13 protein-coding genes and 1 tRNA gene are annotated in these 17,355 nt (G+C 33.3%); 6 read left to right on the forward strand and 8 right to left on the reverse strand.

Translation table 11 applies throughout. The features are described from left to right. Positions 1–21 precede the first annotated feature (21 nt). From BLT46_RS11600 to recG, 3 genes are all read right to left on the reverse strand, one after another. Positions 22–1,887 (reverse strand): DEAD/DEAH box helicase, encoded by a 1,866-nt coding sequence (locus BLT46_RS11600; protein ID WP_090410284.1) that lies wholly within the window; start codon positions 1,885–1,887, stop codon positions 22–24. 857 nt (positions 1,888–2,744) lie between these two features. Next, a complete protein-coding gene (locus BLT46_RS11605) occupies positions 2,745–3,323 on the reverse strand; it encodes a non-canonical purine NTP diphosphatase (RefSeq protein WP_090410285.1) in 579 nt (192 codons plus the stop codon). A gap of 10 nt (positions 3,324–3,333) precedes the next feature. After that, entirely contained in the window at positions 3,334–5,436 is a 2,103-nt protein-coding gene (gene recG, locus BLT46_RS11610) for an ATP-dependent DNA helicase RecG (protein ID WP_090410296.1), read from the reverse strand. Positions 5,437–5,872: 436 nt separating this feature from the next. On the opposite strand from recG, the gene BLT46_RS11615 reads away from it, so the two are divergent. Together BLT46_RS11615 and BLT46_RS11620 are read left to right on the forward strand one after the other, a co-directional pair. After that, positions 5,873–7,369: a PhoX family protein gene (locus tag BLT46_RS11615; protein WP_090410286.1), complete on the forward strand. Its 1,497-nt coding sequence runs from the start codon at positions 5,873–5,875 to the stop codon at positions 7,367–7,369. A gap of 64 nt (positions 7,370–7,433) precedes the next feature. Then, positions 7,434–9,227, forward strand: a complete 1,794-nt coding sequence (locus BLT46_RS11620) for a cytochrome-c peroxidase (RefSeq protein ID WP_090410287.1) — start codon at positions 7,434–7,436, stop codon at positions 9,225–9,227. A gap of 117 nt (positions 9,228–9,344) precedes the next feature. Here BLT46_RS11620 and BLT46_RS11625 read toward each other — a convergent pair. The 5 genes from BLT46_RS11625 to porX form a co-directional block, all read right to left on the reverse strand. Next, a tRNA-Val gene (locus BLT46_RS11625) sits at positions 9,345–9,419 on the reverse strand. A 66-nt stretch (positions 9,420–9,485) separates the two neighbouring features. Then, positions 9,486–9,866: a DUF4258 domain-containing protein gene (locus tag BLT46_RS11630; RefSeq protein WP_090410288.1), complete on the reverse strand. Its 381-nt coding sequence runs from the start codon at positions 9,864–9,866 to the stop codon at positions 9,486–9,488. Between the two features lie 63 nt (positions 9,867–9,929). Continuing rightward, a complete protein-coding gene (locus tag BLT46_RS11635; protein WP_090410289.1) occupies positions 9,930–11,126 on the reverse strand; it encodes an alanine dehydrogenase in 1,197 nt (398 codons plus the stop codon). 14 nt (positions 11,127–11,140) lie between these two features. Beyond that, positions 11,141–11,560 carry a tRNA (adenosine(37)-N6)-threonylcarbamoyltransferase complex ATPase subunit type 1 TsaE gene (tsaE, locus tag BLT46_RS11640; RefSeq protein ID WP_090410290.1) on the reverse strand — a complete coding sequence of 140 codons (420 nt, stop codon included), beginning with the start codon at positions 11,558–11,560 and terminating at the stop codon, positions 11,141–11,143. A 2-nt stretch (positions 11,561–11,562) separates the two neighbouring features. Further along, positions 11,563–13,119, reverse strand: coding sequence for a T9SS response regulator signal transducer PorX (gene porX, locus BLT46_RS11645; protein ID WP_090410291.1), 1,557 nt, complete (start codon positions 13,117–13,119; stop codon positions 11,563–11,565). A 158-nt stretch (positions 13,120–13,277) separates the two neighbouring features. On the opposite strand from porX, the gene BLT46_RS11650 reads away from it, so the two are divergent. The 4 genes from BLT46_RS11650 to BLT46_RS11665 all read left to right on the forward strand — a co-directional run bounded on the left by BLT46_RS11650 (position 13,278) and on the right by BLT46_RS11665 (position 17,250). Beyond that, positions 13,278–14,270, forward strand: coding sequence for a glycosyltransferase family 2 protein (locus tag BLT46_RS11650; protein ID WP_090410292.1), 993 nt, complete (start codon positions 13,278–13,280; stop codon positions 14,268–14,270). A gap of 10 nt (positions 14,271–14,280) precedes the next feature. Then, a complete protein-coding gene (gene coaE, locus BLT46_RS11655; protein ID WP_090410293.1) occupies positions 14,281–14,868 on the forward strand; it encodes a dephospho-CoA kinase in 588 nt (195 codons plus the stop codon). A gap of 107 nt (positions 14,869–14,975) precedes the next feature. Continuing rightward, positions 14,976–16,520: a sensor histidine kinase gene (locus tag BLT46_RS11660; RefSeq protein ID WP_245722986.1), complete on the forward strand. Its 1,545-nt coding sequence runs from the start codon at positions 14,976–14,978 to the stop codon at positions 16,518–16,520. 7 nt (positions 16,521–16,527) lie between these two features. After that, positions 16,528–17,250, forward strand: a complete 723-nt coding sequence (locus tag BLT46_RS11665) for a response regulator transcription factor (protein ID WP_090410295.1) — start codon at positions 16,528–16,530, stop codon at positions 17,248–17,250. Positions 17,251–17,355 lie beyond the last annotated feature (105 nt).

Consider the following 17,355-nt stretch of genomic DNA (forward strand, 5'->3'; position numbering starts at 1 on the left):
TATTTTAAAAAAATTAACAACTTAGTCTCTTCTAGATCTTCTAGATGAATCACCGTCATTACTTCTTCTTGATCCTCTTTCATTTCTTGGAGAACGATCTGATGATCTTCTTTCTCCACGTCCTTCAGATGATCTTCTTTCTCCGCGACCTTCAGACGATCTTCTTTCGCCACCGAAAGATCTTCTCTCTCCGCCACGACCTTCAGATGATCTTCTTTCACCACCGCGTCCACGTCCACCACCACGGTTTCCATGATCACGTCTTCCGCTGTTACGTCCACCATCATTATTAGAGATTTCAACGTTAACACGTCTTCCGTTGTAAGTAACTCCGTTAAGAGTTTCCATTACTTTTTCTGCGTGTTCAGCCTCAGTATTAAAGAAAGAGAAACCTTCTTTTACATCAACTTTGAATAAGTCATCACGACCTAATTCTAAAGTATCACGTAAATAATCTTTTAAAGACATCCAATCTAAATCATCTTTAGCACCTAAGTTTACGAAGAAACGAACAGCACCATCAGTAGGAACCTCTTTAGAGTTGTTGCGGTTTGCACCACCTACGTTAGATAAACTGTTAGAAGCTTTTTGGTAGTACTCTAAGAATTGGTTAAACTCTACAGAAACTACTTTTTTAATGATTTCTTCTTTGTCGAAGTCTTGTAATAATTCAGAGATAGCAGGTAAGTAAGCCTCGATTTCAGGGCTAACTTCTACTTCTTTGATTCTGTTAGCCAAGTGGAATAATTGAATTTCGCAAATTTCAATTCCAGAAGGAATTGGTTTCTCTTCGAATTTATTTTTGATAATTCTTTCGATTGCAGAAATTTTTCTTAATTCACTTTTGGTAACAATTACCATAGAAACACCTGATTTACCAGCACGACCTGTACGTCCACTACGGTGAGTGTAAGTTTCGATTTCGTCTGGTAATTGATAGTTGATTACGTGTGTAATGTCATCAACGTCAATTCCACGAGCAGCAACGTCAGTAGCAACTAACATTTGAATTTGCTTAGCACGGAAAGACTTCATAACACCATCACGTTGAGCTTGCGATAAATCTCCATGAAGAGCAGCAGCATTGTAACCATCTTCAATTAATTTTTCTGCAATTGCTTGTGTATCTCTTTTTGTTCTACAAAATACAACTGAGAAAATATTTGGATTAGCATCTGCTAAGCGTTTTAAAGCTAAATAGCGATCTCTTGCAGATACTAAGTAAAACTCATGACTAACGCTTTTGTTACCTTCGTTTTTATGTCCAACCGTAATTTCTTCCGGTGTTTTCATAAATTCTCTTGCGATTCTCGCAACTTCAGCTGGCATTGTAGCTGAGAATAACCAAGTACTTTTTTCTCTTGGTGTATCCGCTAAAATAGCAGTGATATCTTCGTAGAAGCCCATATTAAGCATTTCATCCGCCTCATCTAATACACAGTACTCGATGTTCTTGATGTTCACCATACCACGGTTGATCATATCTTGCATTCTACCTGGAGTAGCAACGATGATATGAGCACCACGTTTGATGTCTTTTGCTTGTTCTGTAATGCTTGCCCCACCATAAATAGCTACAGTATGAAGTCCTTTTACGTACTTCGAATACTGTTTGATTTCGTTTGCGATTTGCAAACATAACTCTCTAGTCGGCGATAAGATAAGAGCTTGTGTGTTTTTATTAGACACGTCTATCTTTTGAATTAAAGGGAAACCAAATGCTGCGGTTTTCCCAGTCCCCGTTTGGGCTAACGCAACAATATCGGTATTTCTTTCTAATAGTAATGGAATCGCCTTTTGTTGGATCTCAGATGGATTTTCAAAACCTAAATCTTTAATCGCTGATAAAAGAGATTCATTTAATCCTAATTGTTCGAAATTGTTCATATAAATATTAAATAGCCGCAAATATACTACTATTCTGCGTAAAAAGATTATTTTGATACGGTTATTATTTTTAAAAAATCAAATTTTATGGTTTTAGTGGGAAAAATGTAATATATTAAGTGCTTTGTTTTGACCGCGATAGACTGTGTTTGTTGCTCTTTTTGAGCATTTTACTCTTGTTTTGTGTTTAATCTGAAGCAGTTGTGATTTAACATTTTTTAGGAGAAAGATTGAATGTTTGATTTAAAAAAATCATTTCAATTTATAGATATTGTTGTTTTTAGAGTGAATTTAATCGCTTTTTTTGTTTTCAATACAACTTATACATTCTTTTGTTGATGAATTCATATAAGAAATAAATACAATTGAATTAATACTCTTTCTATTTCAAGCAGAACGATGATGTCTTTAAGACAAGCTCATAGAGATATTTTAAAATCTATTATTAGGGATATTATTGTGTTTTATATATAATCTGACTTGCGATTTTAGGGCTGATTGTTATACTTTAAAAAGAGCCTTGTTCGGGACTTGTTCGGAAATGATACCTTTTTTGCGAAGGTGACTCGGACAGTTCCCGAACAGCTTCCGAAGAAAGCACGTTTTAAACGCATTTATTTTGTAATTTAAAGAGGTGTTTTAAAAGATAATTTCTGGAAGAAGAAAGGAAATTCTCTGCAAGTTAATCAAATTATTTTCGAGTAGGTGTAAAATAAGTGAAATTTGTATTGTTTATCAGTTGGTTAGGAGAGTAGTATGAAGTTGGTTGATTTGAATTTAGGATAGGGTAGTGAGCTAAGTTTAATAAGAGAAATTTTAGCATAAAAAAAGCTATCATTTCTGATAGCTCTATATTTCTACTTTGCTTGTAATAAGAATTCTACTAATTGTTTGACAGCTTTTCCTCTGTGACTAATAGCAATTTTCTCTTCCATACTTATTTCTGCAAAGGTTTTATCCATTCCATCTGCTTGAAAAATTGGATCGTATCCAAAACCATCTGTTCCCTTGCGTTGGTCAATGATTTGTCCGTTTACAATACCGGTAAAATTATATGTTTCACCTTTGATATGTAATGTAATGACAGTTTTAAAGTTAGCTTTTCTATTGTCTTTGTCTTTTAATTCACGTAACAACTTGTCCATATTGTCCTCGTCGTTTTTTTGTTCCCCTGCATAACGAGCAGAGTAAACCCCAGGCGCTCCGTTTAAAGCGTCAACTTCAAGTCCTGAGTCGTCAGCAAAACAGTCATAACCATAGTGGCGTTTAATAAAGTCTGCTTTTAAAAGAGCATTGCCCTCAATTGTATCAGCTGTTTCAGGAATATCAACAACACATCCGATGTCTTCCAAACTTAATATTTCGATAGAATCTGGTAGTTGGTTTTTGATTTCTTTAATCTTGTTTTTGTTGTTTGATGCGAATACTAATTTCATTGTGTTATTGTTAGCTTATGTAATTCCAAATGGTTGTTTTGCTATTTAATAGCTCTATTTTTTGTTTGATATATTGATTTTCAGGATCTTCTAATGAAGGGTCTTTTTTTAGAAGTTCAACTGCGTGATGTCTTGCATAATGCATTATTTCTTGGTCTTTAACAAGGTCGGCAATTTTCAATGGCAACGTACCACTTTGTTGCGTTCCCATAATATCACCAGGTCCGCGAAGTTTTAAATCAACTTCCGATATTTCAAAACCGTCATTTGTTCTGCACATCGTTTCCATTCTAATTTTAGAATCGTTGCTTAGTTTATCCCCTGTCATTAATATACAGTAACTCTGTTCAGCCCCACGACCAACACGGCCTCTTAATTGGTGTAATTGAGATAAACCAAAACGTTCAGCACTTTCTATAATCATAACAGAAGCATTCGGTACATTTACTCCAACTTCAATAACAGTAGTAGCTACCATAATATTGGTTTCTCCTTTTGCAAAACGCTCCATTTCACGGTCTTTTTCAGCCGGAGTCATTTGTCCGTGTACAATACTCACACTGTATTCAGGCAGTGGAAAATCGCGAGATATGCCTTCATATCCTTCCATTAAATTCTTATAATCTAATGTTTCACTTTCATCAATTAAAGGATATACGATATATACTTGTCTGCCTTTAGCGATTTCTTGTTTGATGAAATGCCAAACTGCAAGTCTTTTACCCTCAAAATAATGAGCTGTACTAATAGGTTTTCTTCCAGGGGGTAATTCATCAATTACAGAAATGTCAAGATCTCCATATAAGCTCATGGCAAGCGTTCTTGGAATTGGAGTTGCAGTCATTACCAGTATATGAGGAGGAATAATGTTTTTCTTCCATAATTTTGAACGCTGTTCCACACCAAAACGGTGTTGTTCATCTATAATGGCTAAACCTAAGTTTTTAAAGATAACCTTGTCTTCAAACAAGGCGTGTGTTCCTATTAAAATATGTAAGCTACCTTCAGCAAGCTCTTGGTGGATTACTCGTCGTTCAGCTGTTTTAGTAGATCCGGTTAACAGTTTCACGTTTAAACCTAATGGTTCTGCCAACTCACTTATACCAATAAAGTGTTGGGTAGCTAAGATTTCGGTAGGAGCAACAATACACGCCTGAAAACCGTTATCTAAAGCTAAGAGTGAACTCATAAAGGCAACTATAGTTTTACCAGACCCTACGTCACCTTGTAATAGGCGGTTCATTTGAGCAGGCTGGCCGACGTCATTTCTAATTTCTTTAAGAACACGTTTCTGTGCACCTGTTAGCGGAAAAGGTAGGTGGTTTTTGTAAAAGGTGTTGAAATAGTCACCTACTGTTTCAAAAGGGAAACCTTTGATTTTTCCTTTTCTCGCGATATTCTTGATAAGTAATTGCATTTGTAAGTAGAACAACTCTTCAAACTTTAATCTAAACTGTGCTTTGTTTAGTATCTCAGGATTTTTAGGAAAGTGAATATTAATCAACGCTTCAGGCATAGATAGTAAGTTCAATTGTTTTCTAAAATCAGGAGATAATGTATCAATAAAAAAAGTGTGACTCTCATTTAAGAGTTGCGTCATCAACTTAATTAAAGTTTTATTAGAAATTTTAGAGCCAAACTTTTCTGTAGAAGGATAAACCGCTTGCATCGTAGAAGCGATGTTTTTTTTGTGTTCTTCTAAGAGTTCGAGCTCAGGATGAGGCATTGAAAATGTGTAGTTGAAACTATTAAGCTTACCAAAAACGACATAGGGAGTATTAAGTTGTAGGTTTTCTTGAATCCACCTAAAACCTTGAAACCAAACTAATTCAATTTGTCCTGTGCCATCAGTAAAAGTAGCTACTAAACGCTTACCTCTTTTTTGTTCTACTGTTTTTATATGAATAATTTTTCCCACGATTTGTACTTCACTACTGTTGTTGTGAAGTTCGTTGATTTTGTAGTATTGCGTACGGTCAATATATCGGTTAGGATATAAGTGTAGCAAATCTCTATAAGTAAAAATACCTAACTCTTTCTTAAACAAGTCTCCACGGTGTGGACCAACGCCTTTAAGGTATTCAATAGGGGTGTCAAGGATATTTCTGCTCATCATTATTCTTATAAATACTGCACTAAGATAAGAGTTTTTGGTTTAGTAGGAAAATAGAGAAGAGGAGAGTTAGGAGGAGAAATAGCTATTTAATCGTATGATTATTCTTAGGGTTAATCTGTATTTTATTAGCTATGAGCAGGATGTAAAACAAACCTTATTAGGAGCTTTTTTTAGATGAAATCGGGAAAGAAAGACTAATTAGAATAATAATAAATAGATTAAGAGGGTTAGGCTGGTGAGGTGTTTTTTTAGTGTTAATGCCTTGTTTGTAAGATAGGTAAGTGTGTTTTTTGTATTTGAATGTTAATCCTATTTTACATTGAGGTAATATACGTAAGGAGTTAATGTTTGGTTTGGTAACACTTTGATAATACTATTTTAATATGTTGTTAATGCGGTAACTCTAAGTTTGGTGAAACTAAAATATAAAATTATGAAACTTAGTAACAGATTACCTAAAATAGCTTTAGGACTATTATTAGCAACATCTTTTGTTGGCTGTGATGATGACAATTCTTCTAAGGCAGAATTACTGGGAGAAGAAAAACCAGAAACATCAATTGATTTGAAGAATTTTTCAAAAACACCAGCTTTTGTATATGCAATGCCTGGATTTGAAAATCTGGAAATTTTCTCACTAATTTCAAGTGAAGACAAATTAGAACAATCGCCAGATTTCGTTTTTGGAGGACAGCCAGATGGTGCAGGTTTTATGAAAGATCCTAATGGTGATGGTTATTTGATGATTACGAATCATGAGATTATGAAGTCAGTTTCGAGAGTGTATTTAGACAAAACGTTTAAACCTGTTAAGGGAGAGTATATTGTTGACGGAATTGGAGGGATAACAAGATTGTGTTCTGCGACATTAGCAAAGCCAGAAGTACATGGTTTTGGTCCTGTTTTTTTGACTGCAGGTGAATCAGGTGAAGAAAGTATGGTTCACGCTATTAACCCGTTGGGAGATGTGTCATTAAAATCAAGTGTTGATCGCGTACTACCTGCTTTAGGAAAGGCAAGTATGGAAAATGCTGTTCCTCTTCCAGTAGATGTTTCACTTGGAAAAACATTTATACTTATTGGCGAAGATCAGGGATATAGCTCAAGCCATCAAAGTGCTGGGCAATTGTTGATGTATGTTGGAAGTAGAGGTGATTTGCATAATGGAAAGTTATATGCTTTAAAGCGTAAATCAGGTGGATATACTGAAATGGATATGGTAAAAGGAAGTGAATATGATGTTGAATTTGTTGAAATACCAAATGCTAAGAATTTGACAGGAGCACAGATAAATCAAGTGAATATGGATTTAGGTGTTATTCGCTTTTCACGTGTAGAAGATGTTGATTATAGAAAAGGAGCGAAAAAAGGTAATGAGATTTACTTTACAGCAACAGGACAAGCAAGTGGTGGAAACCCAGTGAAAGGGTTTACTATGTGGGGACGTGTGTATCGTTTGGTACTTGATCCTGCAAATATGATGAGTGGTAAACTTGCAGTTATAGCAGAGGGAGATAGTAATCCAGGAAGAGATTTGATCAATCCAGATAACTTAGCTGTAACAGAAAATTATGTATATATTCAAGAAGATGGAGATTCTTATTATGCAGCAGCACAACACGATTCGTATATCTGGCAGTATAAAATGTCAGATGGTAGTTATAAACCTTGGTTGAATATGAAACACAATCGCGATGATGCAGAGTGGCAAAAGAATTATAATCAATCAGGTAACTTACAAAAATTTGGTTCGTGGGAGTTTGGAGCTATGGAAGATATTTCAGAGTTAGTAGGAATTCCAAATACTTTTTCAGTTAATATTCACTCTCACACTTGGCAAAAAGATGAGTTTGTTGATGCTGATAAGGCAGGAGTGAACAAAAATAAAGAAGGAGGGCAGGTAGTAATTATCCGCAATGTAGAAAGATAATTTAAAAGTTGTGTATTATCCCCTGGTATTGTCTTGTGCTTTATCAGGGGAAAATTTTTAGCCTATGTTTAAAGTTAAATATGTAGTCTTGTTGTCTTTGTTTATGCTATTTGTCAGTTGTAAACAGTCAGAAAATAGTTATGATAATGTTTCTTTTAATAAGTATTTACTTGAAAAGGTTGCTGTTTTAGAGCAAGAAGTAGATCATATGCTTGATGCGGTGGAATTGCGAAAGGATAGTGTTGCTATTCGAGAGGCATTTGTAAAAAGTAGAATATCCTTTAAAGAAATAGAATGGGCTGTTTCTTATTTTTTACCCCATACAAGTAAGTCAATAAATGGACCAGCTTTAGATCAATTAGATTTAGATGAGAATAAGTTTATACCAGCGGAAGGTTTTCAAGTGATAGAAGAAATAATCTATGGCGACTTTAAAGAAGTAGATTATAAAGAGTTGTTGACAGAAGTAAAAATAGTTAAAAATAATGTAAATAGTATTCGCAAGAACTTTGATGTTATTACTATTTCAGATACCTCGGTTTTGGAGGCTTTAAAAATGGAGTTGTTTCAAATTACAGCCCTTGGTATCACAGGGTTTGATACCCCTGAGAGTGGATTGCAATTTGTTGAAGCAGAGGCGAGTTTGCGCGGTGTTCTTGAGGTTTTATTATTGACAGAAAAATGGCGTGAGGCAGAGACATTTAATAAGTTAAATAAATTGTTAGAGGAAGCTATTGCTATCTGTGAAGTAAACCCAAGTAAAAATGAGTTTGATTACTTAACTTATATTGTAAGTTACTTAGATCCGATTGCAAAAGGTGTAGTAACCTTACAAAAGGAGTTAGGTATTCCTTTTAATCAAGGAAATCAAGTGGTAAAAGGAGAGGTAGGATCTTTGTTTGAAAAAGATCTTATTAATTTGAATGCTTTTTTGCCAGATGAATCATATTATATGACACCTGCAAAAATAGCATTGGGTAAGGAGTTGTTTTTTGAACGTAAGTTGTCAAAAAATCACGTGCGTAGTTGCTCGGATTGTCACCATTCAGATAAGGCATTTTCAGATGGGTTAAAAACATCTTTAGATTTGCAAGGAAATCCATTAAAACGAAATACTCCATCTTTAAACTATGCTGCTTATTATCACGGCCAATTTTGGGATATGAGAAGTGTTACATTAGAAAGTCAGTCTTCAGATGTAATTACTAATAAAGATGAGATGCATGGAAACTTAGAAGAAATAGTAGAACATTTGCGAGATTCTGAATCATATAGACATAAGTTTAAAGAGGTTTTTGTAGAAAGTGAGCAGATTGAAGTATGGCAATTAGAGAATGCTTTAGCGTCTTATATCCGCTCGCTGGCTGTTTTTAATTCTCGTTTTGATTTGTATATGAGAGGAGATCAAACTGCTTTGACAAAAAAAGAAAAGAGTGGATTTAATTTATTTGTTGGAAAAGGAGAATGTGCTACTTGTCACTTTATTCCTGTATTCAATGGAACAGTACCTCCATATTTTACTAATTCAGAGCAAGAAGTATTAGGCGTTCCTATGGACAAGAAAGGAACAAAATTAGATACAGATTTGGGTAGATATGTATTTAATACAGATTTAGAGCAGTTGAAATATGCTTTTAAAACACCAACTGTTAGAAATGCTGGAGAAAGTGGTCCGTATATGCATAATGGTGTATATGAAACTTTGGAAGAGGTTATGGACTTTTATAATAAAGGAGGAGGAATAGGGTTAGGGCTTGATGTGCCAAATCAAACGTTGCCTGACTATTCCTTAGAATTAACAGATGAAGAGATGAGTGATGTTATTGCTTTTATGAAAGCATTAAGTGATAAGAAATAACTTTATGTATAAACACAACTTTTAGGATTGATTTACTCTTTATCTTGTCCTTAATTTGAAAATAAATAGGAAGTGATATAAAACAAAAAAACTCTTGTATATACAAGAGTTTTTTTGTGGGCGATGAGGGATTCGAACCCCCGACCCCCTCGGTGTAAACGAGGTGCTCTGAACCAACTGAGCTAATCGCCCTTATTTTTAATTTTTAAGGGATTGCAAAGATAGACTTTCCGATTAAAGTAACAAATGTTTTAGTAACTATTTTGAAACTTTTTCTATGTCGTATAACTTAACTTTATTCTCATAGTTAATCATCTTAACTATAATAGGCTCATTTTCACCGTTTCTACCAGAAATAACGTACAGCTTACCTTTTTCAAGTTCAACTTTACTTTCAGAAAAGTCAACTTTCCCATACATTAATGTTTTGCGGATATCGTCTTTAGTAACCCATCCTTCAGTAAGTTTTACCTCTGCATCCTTAGAATATAGTACAGGTTTACTTCTCAAATCTTTTAAAACTCTACAATTTGGTAAGTAACAAAAGTCTGTTTTCTTTTCACCAAAGAAGAAGAATAAAAACATGGCACCAATTAATAGTCCAAATAAGTAATAAGCTAAACGTTGTGGAAACTTCATTTTTAATTTGTTTTGTGCAAAATTAGTAATTCAACAATGGAAAACTAATCATTTATCAAAATTTTAAAATGCGAATAGGTGTATGTCTTTATAATCAAGATTGAACCATTCTGCTACAATGCGATTTGTAATCAATCCTTTGTAGCTATAGATTCCAGTTTGCAACACAGAATCAGAATGTACAGCGCCATCTAAATCTCCGTTTTCAGCATACTCAATTAGCATTGGAGTTATAATATTGCTCAAAGCCATTGAAGCAGTCTTACTATAACGAGAAGTAATATTAGGTACACCATAGTGTATTACACCAGACTTAACTATCGTAGGATTTTCGTGCGTAGTTAATTCAGACGTTTCAAAACATCCACCAGAATCAATAGAAACATCAATAATGACAGCGCCTTTTTTCATATTTTCAACCATTGTTTCACTAACAACGATAGGAGCTCTATTTTTACCTCTTATAGCGCCGATAGCAACATCACAACGCATTAATGCTTTTTGAAGTATTTTTTCTTGTATAGTAGAAGTAGAGATTTGTTGAGGAAGATTGTTTTGCAGTCTACGCAATTTTTGAATAGAGTTGTCAAACACCTTGACGTTAGCTCCCATTCCTAATGCAGTTTTTGCCGCGTATTCAGCTACTAATCCAGCGCCTAAAATAACGACTTCTGTAGGAAGGACACCAGTTACATTACCAAATAAAAGACCTTTACCGTTGTTTGTAGTAGTCATTAATTCGGCTGCAATTTGGATAGCAGATATACCAGCTATTTCGCTAAGCGTACTAATTGCAGGGTATGCTCCATATTTGTCGTGGATAAAATCAAAACCAATAGCAGATATTTTCTTTTTAGACAATGCCTCAAAATACGCTTTGCTAAGTGTTTTTAGTTGTACAGTGGACCAAATAACAGTATAAGGAGCCATTAACTTGATTTCATCAAGAGTAGGAGGTACCACTTTTACAATTATCTGGCAACTATAGACTTTTTTAGGATCGCTGGTTAATTCAGCTCCAGCTTTACTATAATCTAAGTCGCTATAACTTGCGGCTTCTCCAGCTCCTTTTTCAATAAGTACACGATGTCCGTAAGTGCTTAAGGTTTGCACTGCCTCTGGGGTAATGCAAATACGTTTTTCTGTAGAGAAGTTCTCTTTAGGAACCCCTATAAACATATCACTTCGTTTGCGTTCTACCATTAGACACTCTTCTAAAGGTAGAAGGTCTTTCTTTGAAAAAGGAGTTGTCATCGCCATAATCTTTTCAGTATTTAATTATTACGTAATACAAGTTTTCTGTCGCCGTTTTCTAATATCTCTATTTCAATTTCAGCGTGTTCGTCTGGTATTATTGTTGGTGTTTTTTCAGGCCATTCAATAAAGCACCAATTGTTAGAGTCAAGGTATTCGTCCATTCCCATATCATATGCCTCTTCTTCATCATTTAAACGGTATAAGTCAAAATGATAAACTCTTTCGTTTGTAGTTTCTGACTTGTATTCATTTACAATAGAAAAGGTAGGACTACTGGTCATATCCTTAACCCCGATATACTCACTTAATTCTTTAATTAACGTTGTCTTACCAGCACCCATAGGAGCATTGAATAAAACAATTTTGTGTTGTAAGTTGTTAATCACTTTTTTAGCAACTTCTTTGATATCTTTTAACGAGTATATAATCTCAGTCATCTTTACAATTTAGGTGTTAAAACAATAAAAGGGACGATTACTTCTTCTAAAGAAATACCACCGTGTTGGTAGGTATTTTTAAAATAAGAAGCGTAATAGTTGAAATTATTCTGATACGCTAAGAAGTAATCATTTTTTGCAAAAATATAAGAACTACTGATATTAATGTTTGGTAATTGTATTTTTTTTGGGTCTTTAACGTGATAAACATCTTTGTTTTCAAAGGTAAGGCTCTTACCAGTTTTGTAACGCAGGTTTAAACTTGTGTTTTTGTCCCCAATTACTTTTGAAGGTGTTTTACAATTGATTGTACCATGATCAGTAGTAATAACAAGTTTATATCCTAATTGTTGTGCTTGCTGAATCATCTCTAAAAGAGGAGAGTTTTTAAACCAACTAACAGTTAAAGAGCGGTAAGCTTTGTCATTTGACGCAAGCTCTTTGATTACTTCCATCTCAGTTTTTGCGTGAGAAATCATGTCTACAAAGTTGTAAACAATAGTAATCAGTTTGTTGTCTTTAAGTGATTTAAAGTTATCTACAAGTTTTTTACCTTCACGTTGGTTTGTGATTTTGAAATATTCGTTTTTAATATTTAAACGTAGGCGTTGCAATTGAGCTTGTAAGAATTCATTCTCAAATAAGTTCTTTCCACCTTCATCTGTGTCATTTTTCCAATATTGAGGCAATTGCTCTGACATCTGCAAAGGAGTTAAACCAGAGAATATAGCATTACGTGAATATTGTGTAGCTGTTGGTAGAATAGAGAAGAAGCTGTTTTCTGACTCTACTTTATAATGATTTGTTACGACAGACTCAAAGGCTCTCCACTGGTCATATCTTAGGTTATCAATTACAACAAATAGAATTTTAGAATCTTCTTTCTTTAAATCAGGAGCCACCCATTTACGAAATATTTGGTGGGAAAAAACAGGACTATTCTCTGGGTCATTAATCCAATCTTCATAGTTGTTTTCAACAAACTTTCCGAAAAGAGAGTTAGCTTCAGTTTTTTGAGAATCAAGAATTGAAATTAAGCTTTGATCTTCAATGTTTTCAAGTTTTTGTTCCCAATATAAAAGTTTTCTATAAATAGAAATCCAATCTTCATAATCGCGCGCTTGCATTAAATCCATAGAGATATTTCTAAACTCCTTTTGGTAACTTAGAGATGATTTCTCAGAGATAAGTCTTGAATCATCTAAGTTCTTTTTTAAAGAAAGCAGAATCTGATTTGGATTTACAGGTTTGATTAAATAGTCAGAGATTTTTGCACCAATAGCTTCCTCCATAATGTATTCTTCCTCACTTTTGGTGATCATTATGATAGGTGTATTATTTTTTATTGCTTTAATCTCATTTAATGTTTCAAGGCCTGAAAGTCCAGGCATATTTTCATCTAAGAAAACGATATCAAAATCGTGTTCTTTAAACATTTCAATAGCATCTTGTCCGTTAGTACAAGTACTAACTGCGTAGTTTTTCTTTTCAAGAAAAAGGATGTGTGGTTTTAATAAATCAACTTCATCATCAACCCACAGTATATTAATTTTATTCATAGAAATCGTTTTGAGATACTTTGCTGTTTAAAGGTTAGGATGCCTTTTAAACATAAAGTATATTTGAATTTTTAAATAGTATTGATAAATATAGTGATGTATTTTCTTATTACAATACTTAACGATATTTTTGTCAAAGTATTATAAAAACTTTATAAATGTATTTTTCTTTTATTATTCCGGTATATAATCGTCCAGACGAGATAGACGAGCTATTAGAGAGTTTGACTCAACAAACTTATACTAAGGAATTTGAGGTGGTGGTGATTGAAGATGGTTCAAAAATTGATTCCCGTGAAATAGTAAAAAAGTATGAAGATAGATTAACTATCTCTTATTTCTACAAGAGCAATTCGGGACCTGGTGATTCAAGAAATTACGGAATGAGTAGAGCAAAAGGAGAATATTTTATTGTTTTAGATTCAGATTGTATTATTCCAAAGCAATATTTAACGGTAGTTGATAGTTATTTACAAGAAGAATATGTTGATTGTTTTGGTGGACCAGATGCTGCTTTAGATAGTTTTAGCGATGTGCAAAAAGCAATAAATTTTTCAATGACATCTGTCTTAACAACTGGGGGAATACGTGGGGCAAGTGAGCGTATAGGTAAGTTTCAACCCCGTAGTTTTAATATGGGGATTTCTAAGGAAGCTTTCTTAGCCTCTGGGGGATATGGGAAAGTACATCCAGGAGAAGATCCAGACTTAACAATCCGTTTGTGGGAATTAGGATTTGATACGCAATTGTTTTCAAAAGCGTATGTATATCACAAACGCAGGATAGATTGGGATAAATTTTATACGCAAGTAAATAAGTTTGGAAAAGCACGTCCGATTTTAAATCAGCGATATCCATCATATGCAAAGTTTACCTATTGGTTTCCGACTTTGTTTATTTGTGGATTTGCTTTGAGTATTTTATTACTATTTAGTAATTTTTACATCTTTGGATTATATGTAATATATTTTTTATTGATATTTTTGAGTTGTCTTATAAAAGAAAAGAGTTTTAAGATAAGTTTTCTTGCTATAATAGCAACTTTTTTACAATTTGTTGGTTATGGTATAGGATTTGTTAAAGCTAACTATATACTACACATCTTAGGTAAAAAAGCAGAAGAAGGATTACCAGAAATGTTTTTTAAATAATTAGAGAATTATGGCTTTAATAGTAGGATTGACTGGCGGCATTGGAAGTGGGAAAACAACTGTTGCAAAGATGTTTGCTTCAGAAGGAATACCTGTATATATATCAGATGAACGTGCTAAAGCTATTATGGATAGACCAGATGTAGTAGCTGCAGTACAAGCTTTATTTGAAGAAAACATAATGGACGGGCCAATTATTGATCGAAAAAAATTGAGAAATATAGTTTTCAATAACAAGACTTTATTAGATCAGTTGAACAAGATTGTGCATCCAGAAGTGAAAAAAGATTTTATCACGTGGGTAGAAGAACATAGAAATTTTAAGTTCGTTTTAAAGGAAAGTGCTATACTTTTTGAGAAGGATTTGGATAAAGAATGTGATTTTGTAGTTTTAGTAACTGCGCCAGAGGAGGTCAGAATTCAAAGAGTGATGGCAAGGGACGGTGTTTCTTCGCAGAATGTACAAGCAATTATCGCAAATCAAATGAAGGATTCATTAAAAATTCTTAAAAGTGATTATGTAATTGCGAATATTAATAAAGAACAGGTAAAAAAAGAGGTTAAAATGATAATTGCAGATATTAATTGTAAAATTTAAAGAATTTTAATGGTTAATATTGTGTTAACAAGTGTTTAAAGTGATTTTTTAATGTTAATTTTGAAATAAGAATGAGTAAAGTCAGATTTCGGCTTTTAGTAGGAATAATGAGTTTTTCTTTAATAGGAATAATCATTGTTCAGCTTTATTGGATTATTAGCTCTTATAAGAATAATGAAGAGCAGTTCAAATACCACGTACAACAGGTGATAGGTAATGTAGCAAATACACTGCAACAGGATGAAGCTACAGAATTTTACCGAATGTATAATCAACTTAGAGATAGTATAGGTACACCACCTAAGCAAAATGAGTTGAAGCAGTATTATGTGGTAGAAAGAAACCCAATGACCAATGAGCAAATAGTTTACTCTAATATTTTAGTTTTAGAAGACTATAATATTAAGAGTTCGTTCTTTGATAAAAAGACAGATAGTTTAAAAGTCAAAAACTTTGTGTCTAAAAGAAAGACAGAAATTTATAAAGGAGATGATTTCGATAGGAATAATTTAAAGCAGAATTATCCTGATGAAGTTATTGAGAAGACAGGGGATCTGGATGTATTAGATAAAGCACAGTTTGATATTTATTTTAAAGATATTGTAGCTCTAAGGAGTGTAGATGAGCGTATCTCTAAAGCCAAATTGAAAGAACTTCTTGAAAAGGAGTTAAAACAATACGGAGTTAATGCTAAATTCGAGTTTGGGGTTTATAATAGAGGGTTGGCTACTAAAATTAAATCGGATGAGTTTGAGTATGAAGATGATTCTACTTATGGAGTTCCGGTTTTGGTAGATAATGAAAATAAGAGTAAATATCAATTGTATATTACGTTTCCTGAAAAGAGTAAATACTTATTCTCTTCATTAATAGGGATTACGTTTTTATCTATTTTGTTTACAATTGTAATTATTGCAGCTTATTTAAATGCAATAAATCAGTTGATTAAACAAAAGCAGATTTCTGAGATAAAAACAGACTTTATCAATAATATGACCCACGAGTTTAAAACACCTATTGCTACGATAAATTTAGCCTTAGATGCAATTAAAAACCCAAAGGTTATAAATGATCCAGAGAAAGTAGATCGCTATTTGCAAATGATTCGTGATGAAAATAAGCGTATGCATGCACAAGTAGAAAATGTGTTGCGTATTTCGAAACTTGAACGTAGAGAGTTTGACGTTGAAAAAGAGGCTATGGATGTTCATGAGATTATTGAAGATGCAGTAGAACATGTTAGCCTAATTATTCAAGATAGAGGGGGAGAAATCAATCTTCACTTAGATGCGAGACGAAGTGATGTTTTAGGAAATGACTTCCATTTTACAAGTGTTATTGTAAATATCTTGGATAATGCAATTAAGTATTCGGCAGATATTCCTATTATAGATGTATATACAGAAAATGTTAAAGAGTACATCCTTATAAAGGTTAAAGATAATGGTGTAGGAATGAGTAAGCAAGCTCAAAAACGCATTTTTGACAAGTTCTATAGAGAGCATACAGGGGATTTGCATAACGTTAAAGGACATGGTTTAGGATTAGCTTATGTTCAGCAAATAGTTGAAGTTCATAATTCACAAGTGTATGTGGAGAGTGAAAAAGGTAAGGGGAGTACCTTTATCATTAAAATGCCATTAATAAATTAATACATATATGGAAACAACAAACAACAAAAAAATTTTATTAGTAGAAGATGATCCAAATTTTGGAGCAATCTTAAAAGATTATTTAGCCATAAACGATTTCGAAGTAACTCTAGCTAAAAATGGTATGGAGGGATTTGAAAAATTTAAAAGAGATTCTTTTGATCTTTGCATTTTAGATGTGATGATGCCTTATAAAGATGGATTTACTCTAGCCAAGGAAATCCGTGACAAAAACAAAGAGGTGCCAATCATTTTCTTAACTGCTAAGTCAATGAAAGAAGATGTACTAAAAGGATATAAAGTAGGAGCTGATGATTACCTTAACAAACCTTTTGATTCGGAAGTATTGTTAATGAAAATTAAAGCGATTATTCATAGAAAATCGTCTGAAGTTAAAACGGATAATACTAAATTTGAATTCCAAATTGGTAAGTTCCATTTGAACTCAAAATTAAGATTCTTAACTTTCGAAAATGATGAGCCAATCAAACTTTCTCCGAAAGAAAATGAATTATTAAAAATGTTAGCTATCTACGAAAATGACTTAATGCCACGTGAGGTTGCATTAACTAAGATTTGGAGAGATGATAATTACTTCACATCTCGTAGTATGGACGTTTATATTGCTAAATTAAGAAAATACTTAAAACAGGATGAAACTGTTGAGATTCTAAACATTCACGGTGAAGGTTTTAGATTAGTAGTTAAAGAAAATGAAGAAGAAAACTAGTCTTTTTTCATTGACTAGTCCTAAAATAGATTGACAAGTTTTTAAACAATACATCCAGAGGGATTTTCTCTCTGGATTTTTTTATGCACATAATTTGGAGTGAGC

It is taken from the genome of Myroides phaeus (assembly GCF_900099675.1).
GTDB lineage: Bacteria > Bacteroidota > Bacteroidia > Flavobacteriales > Flavobacteriaceae > Flavobacterium > Flavobacterium phaeum.